Source organism: Mycobacterium innocens (assembly GCF_900566055.1).
Classification (GTDB): Bacteria; Actinomycetota; Actinomycetes; order Mycobacteriales; family Mycobacteriaceae; genus Mycobacterium; species Mycobacterium innocens.
In genome coordinates this window covers 1-17696 of the sequence record NZ_UPHQ01000203.1, presented here as the reverse complement: position 1 = coordinate 17696, position 17696 = coordinate 1, and the positions used below count along the sequence as shown (strand labels likewise).

Here is a 17696-nt window from a genome sequence, read left to right as displayed (position 1 = left end):
GGCTGATGCACCGCCTCGAACGACGCCCACCAGCCGAAGTCGAGGCCGAGTACTACGCTCAACAACAGATCGGGCAGCACACCGGTCACACGTAACGAGGTGTGCATGAAACCCGGGATGGTTCAGTGCGGCCGATGCCTGCCGCCAGCGTCTGGGCCAGGTGCGGTTCAAAGTTCACCAGTCCGACTACGAGGCGTCGGTTACCGCACTACGAGATGCTATGGGCCACAACGACTTCGATGCCGCATGGGCGGAAGGTGCGGCGCTGGGCACCGAAGAAGCAATCGGCTACGCGCAGCGTGGCCGCGGCGAACGCAAACGTGCGTCCAGCGGCTGGGAGTCGTTGACCCCGGCCGAACTCGACGTCGTCGGGTTGGTCACCGAAGGTTTGGGCAACAAAGACATCGCCGCTCGGCTCTTTCTGTCACCTCGGACCGTGCAAGCCCACCTCGCCCACGTCTACACCAAGCTCGGCATCACCTCCCGGTTCCAACTCATCCAAGAAGCGGCGCGGCATTCTGAGTGATGGGTTGATGCGTTGATGCATCGCTCTATGCGGCGAGGCCAGGTCGCGATACTCGTCGATTGTTTTCGCGGAAATGCTGGTGCGAGAAGCAATATCAGCCTTGCCGTCGGTCATGGAAGCCCATCCGCGAAAAGTGAATCGCCAGCGAACCGATTTTGCGGCATCATGCTAGTGCCCACCGGCAAGTCCCGGTGCGGACGCCCGCTTGGGCTGACCATGACGAGGAGGCGAAATTATGAAGCTGGCGGAGGCGTTATCGCTGCGCGCGGATGCGGCGCGCCGCTTCGAACAGCTGCGCTCCCGCGTCGTGAACAACGCCCGCTATCAGGAAGGCGAAGACCCTGCCGAGGATGCTGCGGCTCTGCTCGTCGAAGCGAGCGAGGTGTTAGACGAATACGAAATGCTCATCCGGCGTATCAATCGCACCAATGCTGCCATGGTGATTGGTGCGGACGGCACGCTGACGGACGCGCTAGCCCGCCGAGACGCGTTACGCCTGCGTCACCACATCGTGACCGCGGCAGCAGATGCGGCCGCTGGAAGCGGCCACCCCGGCTATTCGCGGCAACTGCGGTCCGAGCTGAAAATGTTGTCCGCCCTGCCGGTTGCCGAGCTACGCGCCCAAGCCGATGATCTGGCGCGCCAGCTTCGTGAGCTTGATGTTCAGATCCAACGCGTCAACTGGGAGGTAGAGCTCCTGGACTGACCAGCCGAGGTGACGCAGGTAGTTGTCGCGGAGGCGTGCACAAGCCCCCGACCGGCGGGCAAAGCCCGGTCTCTCCTGGTGCACGGAGGGCAGTGCTAAGGGTTCGACTCCCTCATCACATCGCAGCCCAGCATTGCGCACAGGTGAAAGGGCACAGCACACAGCACACCACCACGTGCAGATCCGTGACGATGAGGGTGGGCACGGGGCAGCTATCCTCGGGCGCAACAGCACATGACAACCGCACGCGCAACGTCGTCGCCGGCGATGTAGACCACCGGCGCCGGGCACGATGCATCGCTTCTCTGGCGGTTCCGCCGACAGACCCCGGGCAAGCCCACCCACCAGACGGATAACCGACTGGCGTGCACTTCGGCTCCGGTGTGAGATGTTTCGTCAATCCGCGTGGTAGCGCGAACGCCGCAGATAGGAGGATGGGATGGCGTCTAGCGGGTGGTTCGCGCCGCGCGTTCGGCGATCACGGACGGGCGCGCGGCGCCGATCTTGGCCGTACCTGGTGGCCGGTGCGGCACTAGCCGTGCTCGGCGTGTGTGGGGTGACGGTGCTTGTGATCGGGCCTCGCGCAAACTCATTGACGAGTCTGGCATCGCGCCCGGATTGGGTTTTGGCCGGCGCGCTTCCGTCGAGCGGCGACTTTCCGGCGGACTGGGGGTACGGCCTGTCGGGGTCGTTGCGCCGCCGGGCGTTCTCGGAGACCACTGCCTCGAGTACCGCGCCCAAGCTTGGCCCGCGAGCCGTGTATGGACCGGCGCAGTGCACAAAGATCCCGCAACTCTTGACCCATTCCGGGGCGGCACTGGCCGCGGAACTGGACGTCGACCGTTACACCCAGCTGATTGCCCGCGACGCTCGAATCTGGGATTGGCCGGCAACTGGGGAAAGCGACGAGCACGGCCCCAATGCGCATTTCGAAATCTCGGTGGTTCCCGACGGCCCGGACCGCATCGCCAAGTACTTGGACTGGCTGGGCCGATGCGGGTCCTACCAGGTGGCCAACTACGACTTCAACGGACGGCTCAAAGATAAGCGCTCGGCCACCACGGTGCTCGACGACCATTGGACCGACAACGCCGTTGTCGCCATCGTGGTCACCAGAACATTTGTCACCGCCGGCAGTGACGAACCACCGGCGACCTACCACGTCAGCTACTACGCGTTGCGTGGCGTCATCTTGGAATGCTCCGTCTACATGGAAAACGCCGGCGATCGTGAGCTGGTGCAGCGCCGCGCCTCCCAAACGCTGCAAAGGCTGCGCGCCCGGTGAGCGGCCCACCCGACTTCGACGGGCCTGGCGGCGACCAACGCGATTCGCGCGCACCGCTTTTCGTTGCCGCCCTGTTGTGTTTGGTTGCCATCGCTGCCGTACTGATCACAGCGCCCGTCGCACTACGGCATTGGCGAAAAACCACCCCGTCGCCGGCGCCGGGCCTGGCGGCGCTGTCTGACCAACAGCTGGCCGACCTGCTTCCCAAGCCTGCCGATTTCCCCACAACGTGGACCGTCAACGCCAGGACCGAGGGCGTCGACAGGTTCGGATACTTCAGGATGCAACCGTTCCACGACGGCGCGCTGGGCTACGATCCGGCCGAATGTGCCAACGTCAACGACTTAGCGCCCGGCATTGCCGGTGGCGCCGAAATCGCGGGGCGTGATCCCGCCGATCGGCCCGAAAGCCCTGGCCAGCATCCCGACGTCCGCTTGCGAATCGGCCGTGAGTTCAACCAAAGCGGCTTTGACGCGATGACCGCCCTGATGTCCAGGTGCTCACGATTCACCTTCGCGGACACCATAAACCACACAGTGCACGTGATCGAAGACTCTCGCTCGGTGAACGGGCCGCAGCTCTTCCGAATCTCGGTCACCACAACCCTCGGAAACTCGACCGACGCAGCGCGGACGCAATACTTCTCCTTCGCACAGCTGTCGAACCTGGTGCTCATCGGTGACGCCACCACAAGTAATCAGCATGCCCTCGACGTACTTTTCGAAAACACCCTGCACCGCATCCGCACCGGCTAGATGTGGGCCGCGGGTCTTCGCGGAAGCCCTTGATAACCAACGCTGATCGACACATCGAAACCCGGTCTTGGACGGCGCGCTGCCCGCACCGGGATCGTAACGGGTAGCAATCCACTGCGATCTTCGATCCAGAAATTGAGGAGAATGAAATGCTCACGCAGACAAGCACACACGTCGCATCACTGATTGACGGTGATATCGTCGAAGAGTCCGACCTCGGTTCCATCCAGCGGCTGACGGCCGATACCTTCCCCATCCTGAAGGGCCTGTCGATCAAGCGGCTGCTGATCAACCCGGGCGCGATGCGGACGCCGCACTGGCACGCCAATACCAACGAACTGACCTACTGTGTTTCGGGCACCGCCCTGGTCTCAGTGCTCGACACCGGTAGCCAGTTCGCTTCATTCGTGGTGCACGCTGGCGACATGTTCCACATCGACTCCGGTTCGCTGCACCACATCGAAAACATCGGCGCCGACGTGTGCGAATTTGTCGTCGCGTTCCGCAACGAACGGCCCGAGGACTTCGGGCTCGGGGCAGCGTTCGGCGCCATGACCGATGCGGTGCTCGGCAACACCTACGACCTGCCGGCCTCGGATTTCGCCGCGATGCGCCGCAGCACCACGGACCGCGCACTAGCCGCCCGCCCCGGGGCGCCGGATGTCCCTGACACGGCGTACTTCACCGACCCACACAAGTTTTCTGTCGACGCGATGACTCCGCCCGTGAGCCTGGCCGTCGGTTCCGCCAGGACCGCGCGGCTGCAATATTGGCCGGCACTCAAAGACTTATCGATGTACTCCTTACGAATCCGCGAGGACGGGATGCGTGAGCCGCACTGGCACCCGATCACCGCCGAGATGGGCTACGTCAACCGGGGCTCGGCGCGGATGACCGTGATGAGTCCCGGCGGCAAGCTGGACACCTGGTACCTGCGCCAGGGCGACGTCTACTTCATTCCCCGCGCCTACCCGCACCACATCGAGGTTGTTGACGCCCCGGAAATGCACTTCTGCATCTTCTTCGACCAGCCGACCCCCGGCGACATCGGCTATCGGACGTCGGTGAGTGCTTACTCGCGCGAAGTGCTCGCGGCGACGTTCAACACCCACCTCGAGGACCTGCCCGACTTCCCGTTCACCGGAGCCGACCCGCTGATCGTCAACCGGCTCAACCCACTTGACGCCCACGCTCTCGGAGAGCACTGAGATCAAGTTCACCGCTACCCAATTCGGTGTTGTGGTGGCCGATGCGAAGCGACGCACGACGCGCTCCCAAGGTCATCCGGACTCATCGGCCTGGGTATCGCGCCGCACGGCTCTCGTTGTCACCGCGGAGGGTGGCAGCCCACCCCACGTCCGCGGCCGAACACCTGCTGCGGCACTCCGCCGAGGAACTCAAAGACGTCGCCGCGAAACCAGAGTGACGCGAGTGACTGTCCGGTCAACGACGCCGCGACCCCGGCGGAACCTGCCGAGCGAGGTCCCGCGACTTGTCGGCACCGAGTCCTACACTCGCGGTGCCGAAGACGAGTAGCCCCGGAGGGAGGGTGCCAGGATGCGATTCCTGCACACCGCTGACTGGCAATTGGGCATGACCCGGCACTTCCTTGCCGGCGACGCCCAGCCACGCTATTCGGCGGCCCGCCGCGACGCAGTCGCCGGACTCAAAGCGCTGGCCGCCGAGGTCGGCGCCGAATTCGTGGTGGTGGCCGGCGACGTCTTCGAACACAACCAGCTCGCTCCGCAGGTGATCGGCCAGTCGCTGGAAGCCATGCGCGCCATCGGACTTCCCGTCTATCTGCTGCCCGGCAACCATGACCCGTTGGACCCATCGTCGGTGTACACCAGCGCGCTGTTCCAGGCCGAACGTCCAGACAATGTGGTGGTGCTCGACCGGCCCGGCGTCCATGAGGTCCGGCCGGGTCTGCAGATTGTCGCCGCACCGTGGCGGTCGAAAGCGCCCACCACCGACCTGGTCGCCGAGGTGCTGACGGGCTTGACCCCACTTTCCGCTGCCGATGTCACCAGGGTGCTCGTCGCCCACGGCGGCGTCGACGTTCTGGATCCCGACCGCGACAAGCTCTCCCTGATCCACCTCGGTGCACTCGACCGGGCATTGGCTGCCGGCCTGATTCACTATGTGGCCCTTGGCGATAAGCATTCGCGTACCCAGGTCGGCGGCAGCGGCCGGGTGTGGTATTCCGGTTCGCCCGAAGTCACCAATTTCGACGATGTCGAAGCAGATCCGGGTTACGTCTTGGTGGTCGACATCGACGAAACCGATGCACGACGTCCGGTAGCCGTCGACGCCAGGCATGTCGGGCGTTGGCGTTTCGTCACGTTGCACACCCAGGTGGACACCAGCCGCGACATCGCCGACCTGGACTTGAACCTGGATCTGATGACCGACAAGGAACGCACCGTGGTGCGGCTGGCACTGACCGGCACACTAACGGTCACCGACCGCGCCACGTTGGACGCCTGCGTGGACAAGTACGCGCGGTTGTTCGCATGGCTGGGCTTATGGGAGCGTCACACCGATCTGGCGGTGGTACCGGCCGACGGCGAATTCTCCGACCTCGGCATCGGGGGGTTCGCCGCCGCGGCGGTCGAGGAGCTGGTCGCAACGGCGCGCGCGGGCGAGGGCGATGAGGCGGTGGATGCCCAGGCGGCCTTGGCGCTGCTGCTGCGGCTGACTGACCGGGGCGTCGCATGAAGCTGCACCGGCTCGTCCTGTCGAACTATCGCGGTATCTCCCACCGGGAGATCGAGTTTCCCGATCATGGCGTGGTGGTGGTGTGCGGCGCCAATGAGAGCGGCAAGTCGTCGATGATCGAGGCGCTGGACCTGCTGCTGGAATCCAAGGATCGTTCGACGAAGAAGGACGTCAAGCAGGTCAAGCCGACCAACGCGGACGTCGGCTCCGAAGTCATCGCCGAAATCAGCAGCGGCCCTTATCGTTTCGTCTACCGTAAGCGCTTCCACAAGCGGCCCGAGACCGAGCTGACCATCGTGGCGCCGCGCCGCGAACAGTTGACCGGCGACGAGGCACACGATCGGGTCCGATCAATGCTGGCCGAGACCGTCGATACCGAACTCTGGCATGCGCAGCGAGTGCTGCAGGCGGCGTCGACGGTCGCGGTGGATCTGTCGGGGTGCGATGCGTTGTCGCGCGCGCTCGATGTCGCGTCCGGCGACGACGCGGCGCTGTCCGGCACCGAGCCTTTGTTGATCGAGCGGATCGATGCCGAATATGCGCGCTACTTCACCGCGACCGGACGGCCCACCGGGGAATGGGCCGCCGCCATCACCCGGCTCGCCGACGCCGAGACCGCGGTGGCGGAGTGTGCGGCCGCCGTGGCCGAGGTCGACGAGCGGGCCCGTCGTCATGCTGAGCTGACCCGACGGGTGGCCGAGTTGTCGCGGCAACACCGCAACGCCGGTCCTCGGCTCGCTGCGGCGCAGGCTGCGGCCGACAAGATCGCCGCGCTCACCAACGAAGAGCGGGAAGCGAAACTCGTCGCCGCCGCAGCGGCCGCAGCCGGTGCCGCATCGACCGCAGCGCATGCGGAGCGGCTGGCCCTGGTTGCCGACGTCGACGCTCGCGCCGCAACCGTCGCGGCCCTCCAGGTCGAGGCACACCAAGCCGTCGCCGAGCAGGCGTCGGCAGCGGAGGCGGCTGCGATCTGTGACGCGGCGGTGGCGGAGGCCATACAGGTGTTGACGGCCGCCCAAGCCCGCGCCGAGTCCGCCCGGCGGTCGCTCGACCAGATCGTCGGCCGCGAGGAGGCTGACCGGTTGAGTACCCGGCTGGCCAGGATCGACGCCATCCACCGCGAACGTGACCGGGCCTGCGCAGAGCTGTCCGAAGTGACGGTGACCGAACAGGTGATGCGTCGAATCGACGAGGCCGCCGCGGCTGCCGATCGATCGGACGGGCAGCTGGCGGCAATCTGCGCCGCGGTGGAATTCACCGCCGCTGTCGACATCGAGCTCGTCGTCGGCGAGCAGCGGGTGTCGCTGGCGGCGGGCGAACGCTGGTCGATCACGGCCGCCGGGCCCGCCGAGGTGACGGTGCCGGGCGTCCTCATCGCGCGAATCAGCCACGGCCCGGCCGCGCAGGAGATACAGGCCAAACATGTTGCGGCACAACAAGAGCTGGCTGATGCCCTGACGGCCGGCGGGATCACCAGCGTGGCGGATGCGCGAGCTGCCGACCAGTGGCGCCGGGAGCTGCGCAGCAAGCGCGATCAGCTGACCGCCACCCTGGCCGGCCTGTGCGGTGACGAACACGTGGATCAACTCCGCGCCCGGCTGGCGCAGTTGCATGCCAGTCAACCGGCCGAGCCGGATCTGTTCGCGACGGACGCCGCGACCGCCCGCGTCGAACTGCAAGCGGCCGAGGCGGCACGCACGGCCGCCGAGACCGAATGTGAGACCCGGCGCCGGGCCGCCGCAACCGCTGGTCGTCAGCTCGCCGAGACGTCCACGCAGGCAACCGTGCTACGGCATAAGCTGGAAACTCAACTCGCCGAACTTGACTCGGCCCGAGCCCGGTTGGCGCAGGCGCGAGCCTCGGTCAGCGATGCACGGCTGGCGGTCAAAGCCGACGCGGATCTGCGCGCGCGAGAAACCGCCGAGCGACGGGTGGCCGAACTGGCCGAAGCCCTCGCGGCCATGGCGCCCGACGCGGTGGCCGCCGAACTGAAGGAAGCCAGCGACCTGGCAGAGTCGCTACGCCAAAGCCACGACGATGCCGCAAACGCATTGCGAGAGATCAGCATTGAACTCTCGGTGTTCGGCAGCGAGGGCCGCAAAGGCAAGCTCGACGCGGCCGAGACGGAACGCGCGCACGCCGCGGGCCGGCTTGCCCGCGTCGGCCGCCGGGCACGGGCCGCGCAGCTGCTGCGGTCGGTGATGGCACGCCACCGCGACAGCACCAGGTTGCGTTACGTCCAGCCGTACCGCGCGGAGTTGCATCGGCTCGGTCGTCCGGTGTTCGGGCCCGCCTTCGAGGTCGACGTCGACAGTGACTTGAAGATCCGCAGCCGCACCCTGAACGGCATCACGGTGCCCTACGAGTCGTTGTCCGGAGGTGCCAAAGAGCAGCTCGGCATCCTGGCCCGGTTCGCCGGGGCGGCCCTGGTCGCCAAGGAGGACACCGTACCCGTGGTGGTCGACGACGCGCTAGGGTTCACCGATCCGGAACGGTTGGCCAGGATGGGGGAGGTATTCGACACTGTGGGCACCCACGGGCAGGTGATCGTGCTGACGTGCAGTCCCGACCGCTACGACGGTGTCGCCAACGCGCACCGCATCGATCTCCATGCCTAGCGATCGGCGGCTGTCCCGCCAGTCAGCGGCGACGGATATGCAATGCGACTACGTGGTGGTGGGCACCGGATCGGCCGGGGCGGTCGTGGCCAATCGGCTCAGCGCCGATCCGGCCACCTCGGTAGTGGCGCTGGAAGCCGGACCTCGCGACAAGAACCGCTTCATCGGTATTCCGGCGGCATTTTCCAAGTTGTTCCGCAGCGAGATCGACTGGGACTACCTGACCGAACCGCAGCCGGAGCTCGCCGGTCGTGAAATCTATTGGCCCCGGGGCAAAGTGCTCGGCGGCTCGTCGTCGATGAACGCGATGATGTGGGTGCGCGGGTTCAAAGCGGACTACGACGAGTGGGCGCGGCGTGCCGGCCCGCAGTGGTCGTACACCGAGGTGCTCGGGTATTTCCGTCGGATCGAAAACGTTACCGCCGCCTGGCACTTCGTCAGCGGAGACGACAGCGGGGTGACCGGTCCACTGCACATCTCCCGTCAGCGCAGCCCCCGGCCGTCGACCGCGGCCTTCCTGGCCGCGACACGTGACTGCTGCTTTGCGGGTGCGCAGCCCAATTCTCCTGACCCGGAAGGGTTTTGCGAGACCATCGTCACCCAGCGTCGAGGTGCGCGATACAGCACCGCCGACGCCTACCTCAAGCCCGTGATGCGCCGTAAGAACCTGCGGGTGCTCACCGAGGCCACCGCGACCCGAATCGTGATCGACGGAAATCGGGCGGTCGGCGTGGAATACCAGCGTGGCGGTCAAGCCTGTGTTGTCCACGCCCGCCGTGAGGTCGTGCTGTGCGGCGGCGCCGTCAACAGCCCGCAACTGCTGATGCTCTCCGGCATCGGCGACCGCGATCACCTGGCCGAACACGGCATCCACACCGTCTACCACGCGCCGGAGGTAGGGCAGAACCTGCTGGATCACCTGTTCACCCCGATGGGGTTCGACGTCGCCGGCGACAGCTTGGCCGCGGCTGAGAAGCCACGACAGGTGCTCGACTATCTGCTGCGGCGCCGCGGCATGCTCACGTCCAACGTCGGTGAGGCATACGGCTTCGTCCGCAGCCGACCAGATGTCGAGCTGCCCGATCTGGAGCTGATCTTTGCCCCGGCGCCCTTTTACGACGAGGGTCTGCTCGTCCAGCCGCCGGGCCATGGAGTGGTGCTCGGGCCGATCCTGGTCGCCCCGGAAAGCCGCGGCCAGGTGACGCTGCGCTCGGCCGACCCGCATGCCAAACCGGTCATCGACCCGCGCTACCTCTCGGATCGTCAAGGACTCGACCGGGCCGCGATGATGGCCGGCCTGCGGCTGTGTGCCCGGATCGCCGCGGCGCCGTCGCTCAAGGGCCTGCTCGGTCCCATCGCTCGGCCGCGCAATTGCGCCGAGCTGAACGAGGAAACCCTCGAGGCGGCCCTGGAAACGTGCTCGCACACCCTCTACCATCCGTTGGGCACGTGCCGGATGGGCGCCGACGACAACAGTGTGGTCGATCCGCAGCTGCGGGTCCGCGGAGTCGACCGGCTCCGCGTCGCCGACGCATCGGTGATGCCGAGCACCATCAGGGGACACACCCACGCGCCGTCGGTGCTGATCGGCGAGAAGGCCGCCGACCTGCTGCGCAGCTGAGGCCGCACCGCTGAACTGCCGAGCGCGGCGGTTGTCGGCAGAATGGTACGCATGGCGGGGCAACACCTATGACGATGAATGCCAAAAGGCGCCGGGTACACGAGAAATTGGCGAAACTGCCGGGGGTGCGGCCGGTGCGCCGGCCGGTGTCACCCGGCAGTGACGACGAGTTCGACCTGTACTACGTGCGCACCGGTCGCAAATCCGCGCACCCGCTGGTCATCATCCCGGGAGGACCGGGCGTGGCGTCGATGCGGTTGTACCAGGGGCTGCGCCGGCGTGCCGCCGCGGCTGGTCTGGACGTGATCATGATCGAGCACCGTGGCGTCGGCATGTCGCGCCACGACGGCTCGGGCGCCGATCTGCCGCCCGAGGCGCTGACCATCGACCAGGTCGTCGACGACGTGGCCGCGGTGCTCGACGACGCGCACGTGGACTCGGCCGTCGCCTACGGCACGTCGTACGGCACCTATATCGCGGCCGGTTTGGGCGTGCGTCATCCCGGTCGAGTGAAGGCGATGATCCTCGACTCCCCGGTGCTGTCGCGCCACGACATAGCGCTGGCGCGCGACGCTATCCGCAGGCTGCTGCTCAAGGGCGACAGTCCGGAGACGGCCGCGCTGGCGCCCAAGGTTCGCCGGTTGGTCGACTCCGGCGTGATGACCGCATCGGCGGCACAGGTCGCGGCGGCAATATACGGCTACGGCGGCGCCAAGCTCCTCGGCCGGCAACTGGACCTGTTGCTCGACGGCCGAACGATGCTGTGGCGCGGGCTCTGCCGGATCACGACGGCGGTCAATCGGAAGGTGCCCTACCGCTACGAGAACGATCTGGTCAGCCGCATCGCATTCCGCGAGCTCGACTATGCCGCCGAGCCCGACGGCCTGCCCCTCGACCCCGCCGTGGCGATGCGGGAAACCCTGAAAGCAACAGCCGCCTTCGAGTCCGAGCCGTATGACTTGGTGGCCGAGATGCCGAAATTCGGCTGGCCGACGGTGGTCGTAGCCGGCGGGCGCGACCTGATCACGCCGCCGGCGGTAGCCGAACGCGTGGCGTCGCTGGTGCCCGACGCGGTGCTCGTGGAGTTACCGACGATGGCGCACAGCGCCCTGGACTTTCGGGAGCCCGCCGCCCTGGCCATCGCCGCAGCGGTATGCCGCCGCGAACACCACCGGCTCATCGGCCAGGCGCCGATGCTCGACGCCATGCCGGCACGGGCGCCGGTGCGGCTGCTGTGGAAGGCGATCGACATGGCCGCCGCCGCGGAGGCGGCCGTCCTACCGGCGCGGCGCCAGGTCAGCCCCGCGTGAATCCGATCGCGCTGTAATCGAGGTCGGCCAGGCCGGTGGCGCCGAAGTTGGCCAGCGTGCTGCGCACCGCTATGGTTCCGGGCGATTGGGTCAGCGGCAGGCTGAATCCTTCCGCCCAAACCAGTTTGTCGACCTCGTTGGCCAGCGCACGGGCCTTGGCGGGATCGAGTTCCCGCAGCGTCCGCTCGATGGCGGCGTCGATCTCGGGGCTGCCGATCTTGCCGAAGTTACTTTCCCCGTCCGAGGTGTAGATCTGGGTGAGCGACGACAGCGGAAACGCGTCGCCGACCCACCCGAACAACGCGATATCGAAAGCTCCTACGTTGACGTAGTTGCTGAAAAAGCCGCTGCCGGAACGAGATTGAAGCTCGAGCCGGACCCCGATCTGAGCCAGGCTGTGCTGAGCGACCTGCGCGAACTGCCGGGTGCTCTGCGCGTCGTAGAACAGCAAACGCACCACCAGCTGGCGACCGTTCTTCTCCCGGAACTTGCCGTTGAGCTTCCAGCCCAGCGCGTCGAGGTCCCGCTTGGCCTGCTCCGGGTCATAGGGGGTGCTGTTGTCTTGATAGCCCTCCTGCCCGGCGACAAAGATGTGGTTGTTCAGTGGGGTCGGATCACTGGTGAGTCCGTAAAGGGCCACTTTGGCGATGGTCCGACGGTCGATCCCCTTGCAGACCGCCAGGCGCAGCGCCGGGTCGGCCAGTATCGCCCCGGGCGCGCCGTTGAGGGTGAAGTGACTCCAGCTCGGCGCCGGCGCGCGCCGGATCGAGATGCCCTTGGTGCGCTCGGCGATGGTGAGCTGATCGAGCGAGCCGATCCCGGTCGCGTCGATAGTGGCGTTCTGCAGCGCCGGCAGCCGTGCGGCATCGTCGAGAACCAGGTAGGTGATGCTGTCCAGCTTCGGCCGCTCGCCCCACCATTTAGGGTTGCGGGACAAGACGATTCGCTGTGTGCCCCGATCCAGCGAGGTCACGATGAACGGGCCGGCGGACGGACCTGGCGCGTTCAGCTGGCCTGCGTTGAATGCCTCGGGGGTGGCGGTCATGCTGCTGGGCAGCAGCATCCCGTTGCCGGCGAACATTCCGCGCCACTCCGCGTAATGCTTGGCGAAGGTCACGACGGCCTGGCGGTCGTCGACGCCGCGGGTCACCGAGGCGACGCGGTCGGCGCCGTTGAGTGACGCGATCGCGAAGTCCTTGTCGGCGCCGCTGGTCGCGTGGATTTGACTGGCGATGTCGCGCCAGGTGATCGGCGTGCCGTCGGACCAGAATGCCCTCGGATTGATGGTGTAGGTGATCACCTGCGGGTCGGCCTGGGTGAGTTCGACGCTGGTGAAGTAGTCGGTGTCGACCGTGGTCGAGCCGTCGGGCCCGATGACGAACGCGCGCGGCAAGGTGGCCTTCAGCATCGCCGAAACCTCGGCCGAATTGCCGTCGATGTGCAAGGTGTTGAAGTTGGGCGGAAAGTCGCTGAGCGCCAGCCGCAGGTTGCCGCCGTCGCGCAGCGTGGCCGGATCCCGGGGGTTGATATCGCTGGTCGTGCCGACGGCGCCGTTCGGCGCGGCCGACGGTGACACGGGGGCGGCCGAGCAGGCGGCGACCACCAGGGCGGCGATCAGCAGCGCAAGGACGAGGCGGGTCCGGTTGGTCATGATTGCCTGGGATTCGGTTGCGGCACCGCACCAAGCAGCCGCCGCGTGTACTCGTGTTGCGGATTACGGAAAACCTCCCGGCTGTCACCCTGCTCGACGATGGCGCCGGCATACATGACGACCACATCGTGGGCGAGGTGCTTGACCACCGAAAGGTCATGGGAGACAAACAGATACGAGAGCCGGAATTGCTCTTGCAGGTCCAGGAGCAAGTTGATGATCCCGGCCTGGATTGACACGTCGAGGGCGGATACCGGTTCGTCGAGCGCCAGGATCTTGGGCTGCAACGCCAGCGCCCTGGCGATACCGATGCGCTGCTTCTGCCCGCCGGAGAACTCCGCGGGATAGCGGCTGGCATCAGAGCGGCGCAGCCCGACGATGTCGAGCAGCTCGGCCACCCGGGTGTGCGTGTCGGTCTTGCTGAAGCCGTTGGCCTGCAACGGTTCGGCAAGCAGATCAGAGACGGGAAGCCGCGGATCTAGCGAGGCCACCGGGTCTTGAAAGACGACCTGGATGTCGCGGCGCAGCGCGCGCCGGCTCGACGGTGTCAGGGTGGCGACATCGGTGCCCAGCACTTCGATCGATCCCGATTGCGGCACAACCAATTCCAGTATCTGCTGCAGGGTGGTCGACTTGCCCGAGCCTGATTCACCGACGATGCCCAACGTGCGGCCCTGCTGCAGTTCGAAACTGACACCGTCCAGGGCGCGAACCTCACCGATCGACCGGCGCAACAGCAGGCCCTTGGTCAGCCGGTAGGTCTTGACCAGGCCGCTCACCCGCACGACGGCCGGTGTGTCACCGATATCCGGCGCGGTGGTGGTCTCGGTTTTCACGCCGTAGATGTCGGCGGCGCTGCGGCCGTTGACCTGGTAGGTGCGGATGCAGGCTGCCCGGTGACCCGCGCCGACCTCGACCAATTCGGGTTCGGCGCTGCGGCATTCGGAGATAACCAGCGGGCAGCGGGGCGCGAACGGGCAACCCGGATCCATACCGGCCAGCGACGGTGGGGCGCCGGGAATCGGCACCAGTCGGGTGCCCTGTTCGGCATCGAGGCGGGGGACCGATCCCAATAGCCCCACGGTGTAAGGCATCTGGCGTTCGCGGTAAAGGTCATTGACCCCGGCGGACTCGACGACCCGGCCGGCGTACATCACCAGCGCCCGGTCGGCGAACTCGGCGACCACCCCGAGGTCGTGGGTGATGATCAATACCCCGGCGCCGGTGACGTCGCGGGCCGTCCTGAGCACGTCGAGGATCTGCGCCTGCACGGTGACGTCGAGTGCGGTGGTCGGCTCGTCGCAGATCAACAGATCCGGATCGTTGGCAATCGCGATCGCGATCACCACACGCTGCCGCTCACCGCCGGAAAGTTCGTGCGGGAACGCGCGGGCTCGCCGCTCGGCTTGCGAGATACCCACCAGCTCAAGGAGTTCCACGGCGCGTCGGCGGGCCTCCTGCTTACCGACGCGGGGCTGATGGACCCGGATCGCTTCGGCGATCTGGTCGCCGACGGTGTAGACGGGGGTCAGGGCCGACATCGGATCCTGGAACACCGTGCCGATCACCTTGCCGCGGAAGCGTGACATCCCGTCGTCGCCAAGACCGAGCAGTTCGGTTCCCTGCAGCCGCACCGAGCCGCCTACCTCCGCGTACTCGGGCAGCAGACCCACCACGGCCATTGCCGCCGCGGACTTACCCGACCCCGATTCGCCGACCATCGCCACCACTTCGCCCGGGTCGACACGGTAGCTGATGCCGCGCACCGCGGTCACCGGATCGCCGTCGGTGGGGAAGGTGACGGCCAGGTCGGTCACCTCGAGCAGCGGGGTCATCGCTCACCACGGCGCAGCGTTCTGCTGCCGGGATCCAGGGCGTCGCGCAGGCCATCACCGGTCAGGTTGGCGCACACCAGGATCAGCACCAGGACGCCGGCCGGAAACAGGAAGACCCACGGGTACGTCGTCGCGGACTGGGTGCCGTCGGCGATCAGCGTGCCCAGCGACACATCGGGTGGCTGGATGCCGAAACCGAGGAAGCTCAAACCGGTTTCGGCCAAGATGGCGGACGCGACGTTGAGGGCGGCGTCGATGATCAGGATCGACGCCACGTTCGGGATCACGTGACCGGTGATGATCCTGCGGCTGGAAACCCCCATAAACCGTGCCGCACGGATGAATTCGCGCTCCCGCAAGCTCATCGTCATGCCGCGCACCATGCGGGAGCTGACCATCCAGCCGAAGCCGGCCAGCAGCAACACCAGGAACATGATGTTGGCCGAATTCTTGGTCCGCGGAGTGACAATGGCGATCAGGATGAAGCTGGGCACCACCAGCAGCAGGTCGACCACCCACATGAGTGCCCGGTCTCGCCGGCCGCCGAAATACCCCGAGATCGCCCCCACGGTGGCGGCGATGCCGGTGGAGAGCACGGCGACACAGACACCGATCAGCATCGACTTCTGCATGCCCCGCAATATCTGCGCCAGCAGGTCCTGGCCCAGCGCGTTGGTGCCCAGCCAGTGACGCGTATCGGGCGGTTGCAGGAGGGCGTCGAAATCTAGGTCTTCGTAGGAATAGGGCAGCAGCGCGGGCAGCGTGTAGCAGCCGACGAACAGCAGCACCAGCACCACGAGGGAGACCACCGCGGACCGGTTGCGCAGGAACCGGCGCAGCACCAGGGTGCGCCGGGACGTGAAATCCGCGACCTCCGGCTGGGCCAAGGCGGTCATGCCACTCGCACTCTTGGGTCCAGCGCCGCGTAGATGACATCGGAGAGCAGACCGGCCAGCAAGACCACCGCCCCGGAGAACACCGTGATCGCCGCGACGATATTGGTGTCCTGGGTTGAAATACCGCGGACCATCCACTCACCCATGCCGTGCCAGCCGAAGATCTTCTCGACGAAAACCGCTCCGGTGACTAATCCGGCCACCCCGTAGGCGAACAGCGTGGCCATCGGTATCAGCGCGGTCCGCAGCCCGTGTTTGATCAGCGCTCGCCGCCGGGTCAGCCCCTTGGCGCGGGCGGTGCGGATGAAATCCTGCCCCAGGACGTCGAGCATCGCGTTGCGCTGATAGCGGCTGTAACCGGCGGCAGCTCCCAGCGCCAGCGTGAGCGACGGCAGCACCAGGTGCTTCAACCGGTCACCGAAGGCTTCCCAGGTCCCGGCGGCCACACCCGGTGCGGTCTCGCCGGTGTAGTCGAACAGTTGCAGGCCCAGCGTCCAGTTGACCCGCAGGGCACCCAGGATCAGCAGGTTGGCCACGACGAACGTCGGTGTGCTCAGCACCAGTAACGCCAGCATGGTGATCAGGCGGTCACTGAGCCGGTATTGACGGATGGCGCCCCACGCCCCGATCGCCACGCCCAGAGTCGTGCCGACCACCGATCCGATGATCAGCAGCCGCAGGCTGGTTCCGATGCGCCTCCCCAGCTCGGCGCCGACGGGCTGGCCGGTGATGGTGACCCCGAAGTCGCCGCGAACGGCGTGGGAAACCCAGTTGGCGTAGCGGATCGGGATGGGCCGGTTCAACCCCAGTTGGGCGGCCTTGGCGTCGATCACCGCTTGCGGCGGTCGCGGACTGCGCTGCATCAGGTTTTCCAGCGGCGAGAACGCAAGAGAAGTCAGGCAGTAGGTCAGGAACGAGGCCAACGCCAATAGCACGAGGTAGTTGAGCAACCGGCGCGCCAGAAAGCGTGTCACGCCCCACCACCATGCCGCATTGGGACAGAGTAGCGAGCCTCTTCTGCGGGGGCCCGCATCACGGGTGTGACCGGCGCATTTCATGACTTCTGAAGGTTCGTCGAAGTGCCGGCCCACAGACTTTGTGCTGATTCGGGCCGGGCTGGGCACGTGCGAGGACGTATTGGAGGGCGTAGATGTCGTTCGTATTCGCGGTACCTGAGTTGGTCGACGCCGCGGCGACGGAGCTGGCGGGGATCGGCTCGGCGATCAGCAATGCCAACGCGGCCGCCGCTTTTCCGACTACGGCGATCGCGGCCGCGGGTGCCGACGAGGTGTCGGCGGCCATCGCGGCGTTGTTCGGCGCGCACGCGCAGGCATATCAGGCGGTCAGTGCACAGCTGGCGACGTTTCATGATCAGTTCGTGCGCACCCTGCAGGCCAGTGTGGGCGCCTATGCGAGCACCGATGCTGTCGCTGCGGTCGCATCGGCTGAGCAACAGCTGCTCGACGTGATCAACGGTCCCGCCAGACTGTTGACCGGGCGTCCGCTTATCGGCGACGGTGCCGACGGCGTAACCCCGGGACAGGACGGTGGCGATGGCGGGTGGCTCATCGGCAACGGCGGCGACGGCGCCGACGGGACGGCACCCGGTCAGACCGGTGGGCAAGGCGGTGACGCCGGCTTTATCGGCAGCGGCGGAAGGGGCGGCAGGGGCGCCGAATTCCGGGTGGTCGATGGATTGCAGGGTGGTTTCGGTGGCCGCGGAGGTGACGCCTGGGGCTTCGGCAACGGCGGGGCCGGCGGGGCGGGCGGAACGC

Annotated in this window: 13 protein-coding genes and 1 pseudogene; 10 read left to right on the top strand and 4 right to left on the bottom strand. The window is 66.7% G+C overall.

Features of this window, described 5'->3' with window-relative positions; translation table 11 throughout:
• Nucleotides 1–121: 121 nt before the first annotated feature.
• From EET03_RS19690 to EET03_RS19650, 9 genes and pseudogenes are all read left to right on the top strand, one after another.
• Nucleotides 122–526: pseudogene (locus tag EET03_RS19690) on the top strand (helix-turn-helix transcriptional regulator); the annotation flags it as partial.
• A gap of 235 nt (nt 527–761) precedes the next feature.
• Nucleotides 762–1232, top strand: a complete 471-nt coding sequence (locus EET03_RS19685) for a DIP1984 family protein (protein ID WP_075540743.1) — start codon at nt 762–764, stop codon at nt 1230–1232.
• Between the two features lie 592 nt (nt 1233–1824).
• Nucleotides 1825–2517: a hypothetical protein gene (locus tag EET03_RS19680; RefSeq protein WP_244232447.1), complete on the top strand. Its 693-nt coding sequence runs from the start codon at nt 1825–1827 to the stop codon at nt 2515–2517.
• A complete protein-coding gene (locus EET03_RS19675; RefSeq protein ID WP_082274382.1) occupies nt 2514–3272 on the top strand; it encodes a hypothetical protein in 759 nt (252 codons plus the stop codon). The genes EET03_RS19680 and EET03_RS19675 overlap by 4 nt, the downstream gene beginning before the upstream one ends.
• Before the next feature lie 149 nt (nt 3273–3421).
• Complete coding sequence (locus EET03_RS19670; protein WP_099193681.1) at nt 3422–4480, top strand: cupin domain-containing protein; 1059 nt, start codon at nt 3422–3424, stop codon at nt 4478–4480.
• A 349-nt stretch (nt 4481–4829) separates the two neighbouring features.
• The gene (locus EET03_RS19665; protein WP_075540746.1) at nt 4830–5990 is read left to right on the top strand and encodes a metallophosphoesterase family protein; all 1161 of its coding nucleotides are present in this window, start codon (nt 4830–4832) and stop codon (nt 5988–5990) included.
• Nucleotides 5987–8608, top strand: coding sequence for an AAA family ATPase (locus EET03_RS19660; RefSeq protein ID WP_075540747.1), 2622 nt, complete (start codon nt 5987–5989; stop codon nt 8606–8608). Before EET03_RS19665 ends, EET03_RS19660 begins: the two co-directional genes overlap by 4 nt.
• Nucleotides 8601–10229, top strand: coding sequence for a GMC family oxidoreductase (locus EET03_RS19655; protein ID WP_075540748.1), 1629 nt, complete (start codon nt 8601–8603; stop codon nt 10227–10229). Before EET03_RS19660 ends, EET03_RS19655 begins: the two co-directional genes overlap by 8 nt.
• A gap of 68 nt (nt 10230–10297) precedes the next feature.
• Nucleotides 10298–11539, top strand: coding sequence for an alpha/beta fold hydrolase (locus tag EET03_RS19650; protein ID WP_075540749.1), 1242 nt, complete (start codon nt 10298–10300; stop codon nt 11537–11539).
• Here EET03_RS19650 and EET03_RS19645 read toward each other — a convergent pair.
• The 4 genes from EET03_RS19645 to EET03_RS19630 are packed head-to-tail and all read right to left on the bottom strand — an operon-like array spanning nt 11526 to nt 16895.
• Complete coding sequence (locus tag EET03_RS19645; protein ID WP_099193679.1) at nt 11526–13190, bottom strand: ABC transporter family substrate-binding protein; 1665 nt, start codon at nt 13188–13190, stop codon at nt 11526–11528. The two genes, EET03_RS19650 and EET03_RS19645, sit on opposite strands and share 14 nt — an antisense overlap.
• Nucleotides 13187–15025 carry a dipeptide ABC transporter ATP-binding protein gene (locus tag EET03_RS19640; RefSeq protein ID WP_099193678.1) on the bottom strand — a complete coding sequence of 613 codons (1839 nt, stop codon included), beginning with the start codon at nt 15023–15025 and terminating at the stop codon, nt 13187–13189. The genes EET03_RS19645 and EET03_RS19640 overlap by 4 nt, the downstream gene beginning before the upstream one ends.
• On the bottom strand, nt 15022–15921 hold the full coding sequence (locus tag EET03_RS19635) for an ABC transporter permease (RefSeq protein ID WP_122508814.1): 900 nt from the start codon (nt 15919–15921) through the stop codon (nt 15022–15024). Before EET03_RS19635 ends, EET03_RS19640 begins: the two co-directional genes overlap by 4 nt.
• Complete coding sequence (locus tag EET03_RS19630) at nt 15918–16895, bottom strand: ABC transporter permease (RefSeq protein ID WP_063473118.1); 978 nt, start codon at nt 16893–16895, stop codon at nt 15918–15920. The genes EET03_RS19635 and EET03_RS19630 overlap by 4 nt, the downstream gene beginning before the upstream one ends.
• Before the next feature lie 176 nt (nt 16896–17071).
• Between EET03_RS19630 and EET03_RS19625 the strand changes: the two genes are divergently transcribed.
• On the top strand, nt 17072–17696 hold a 625-nt coding region (locus EET03_RS19625; protein WP_136625733.1), incomplete at its 3' end, for a PE family protein.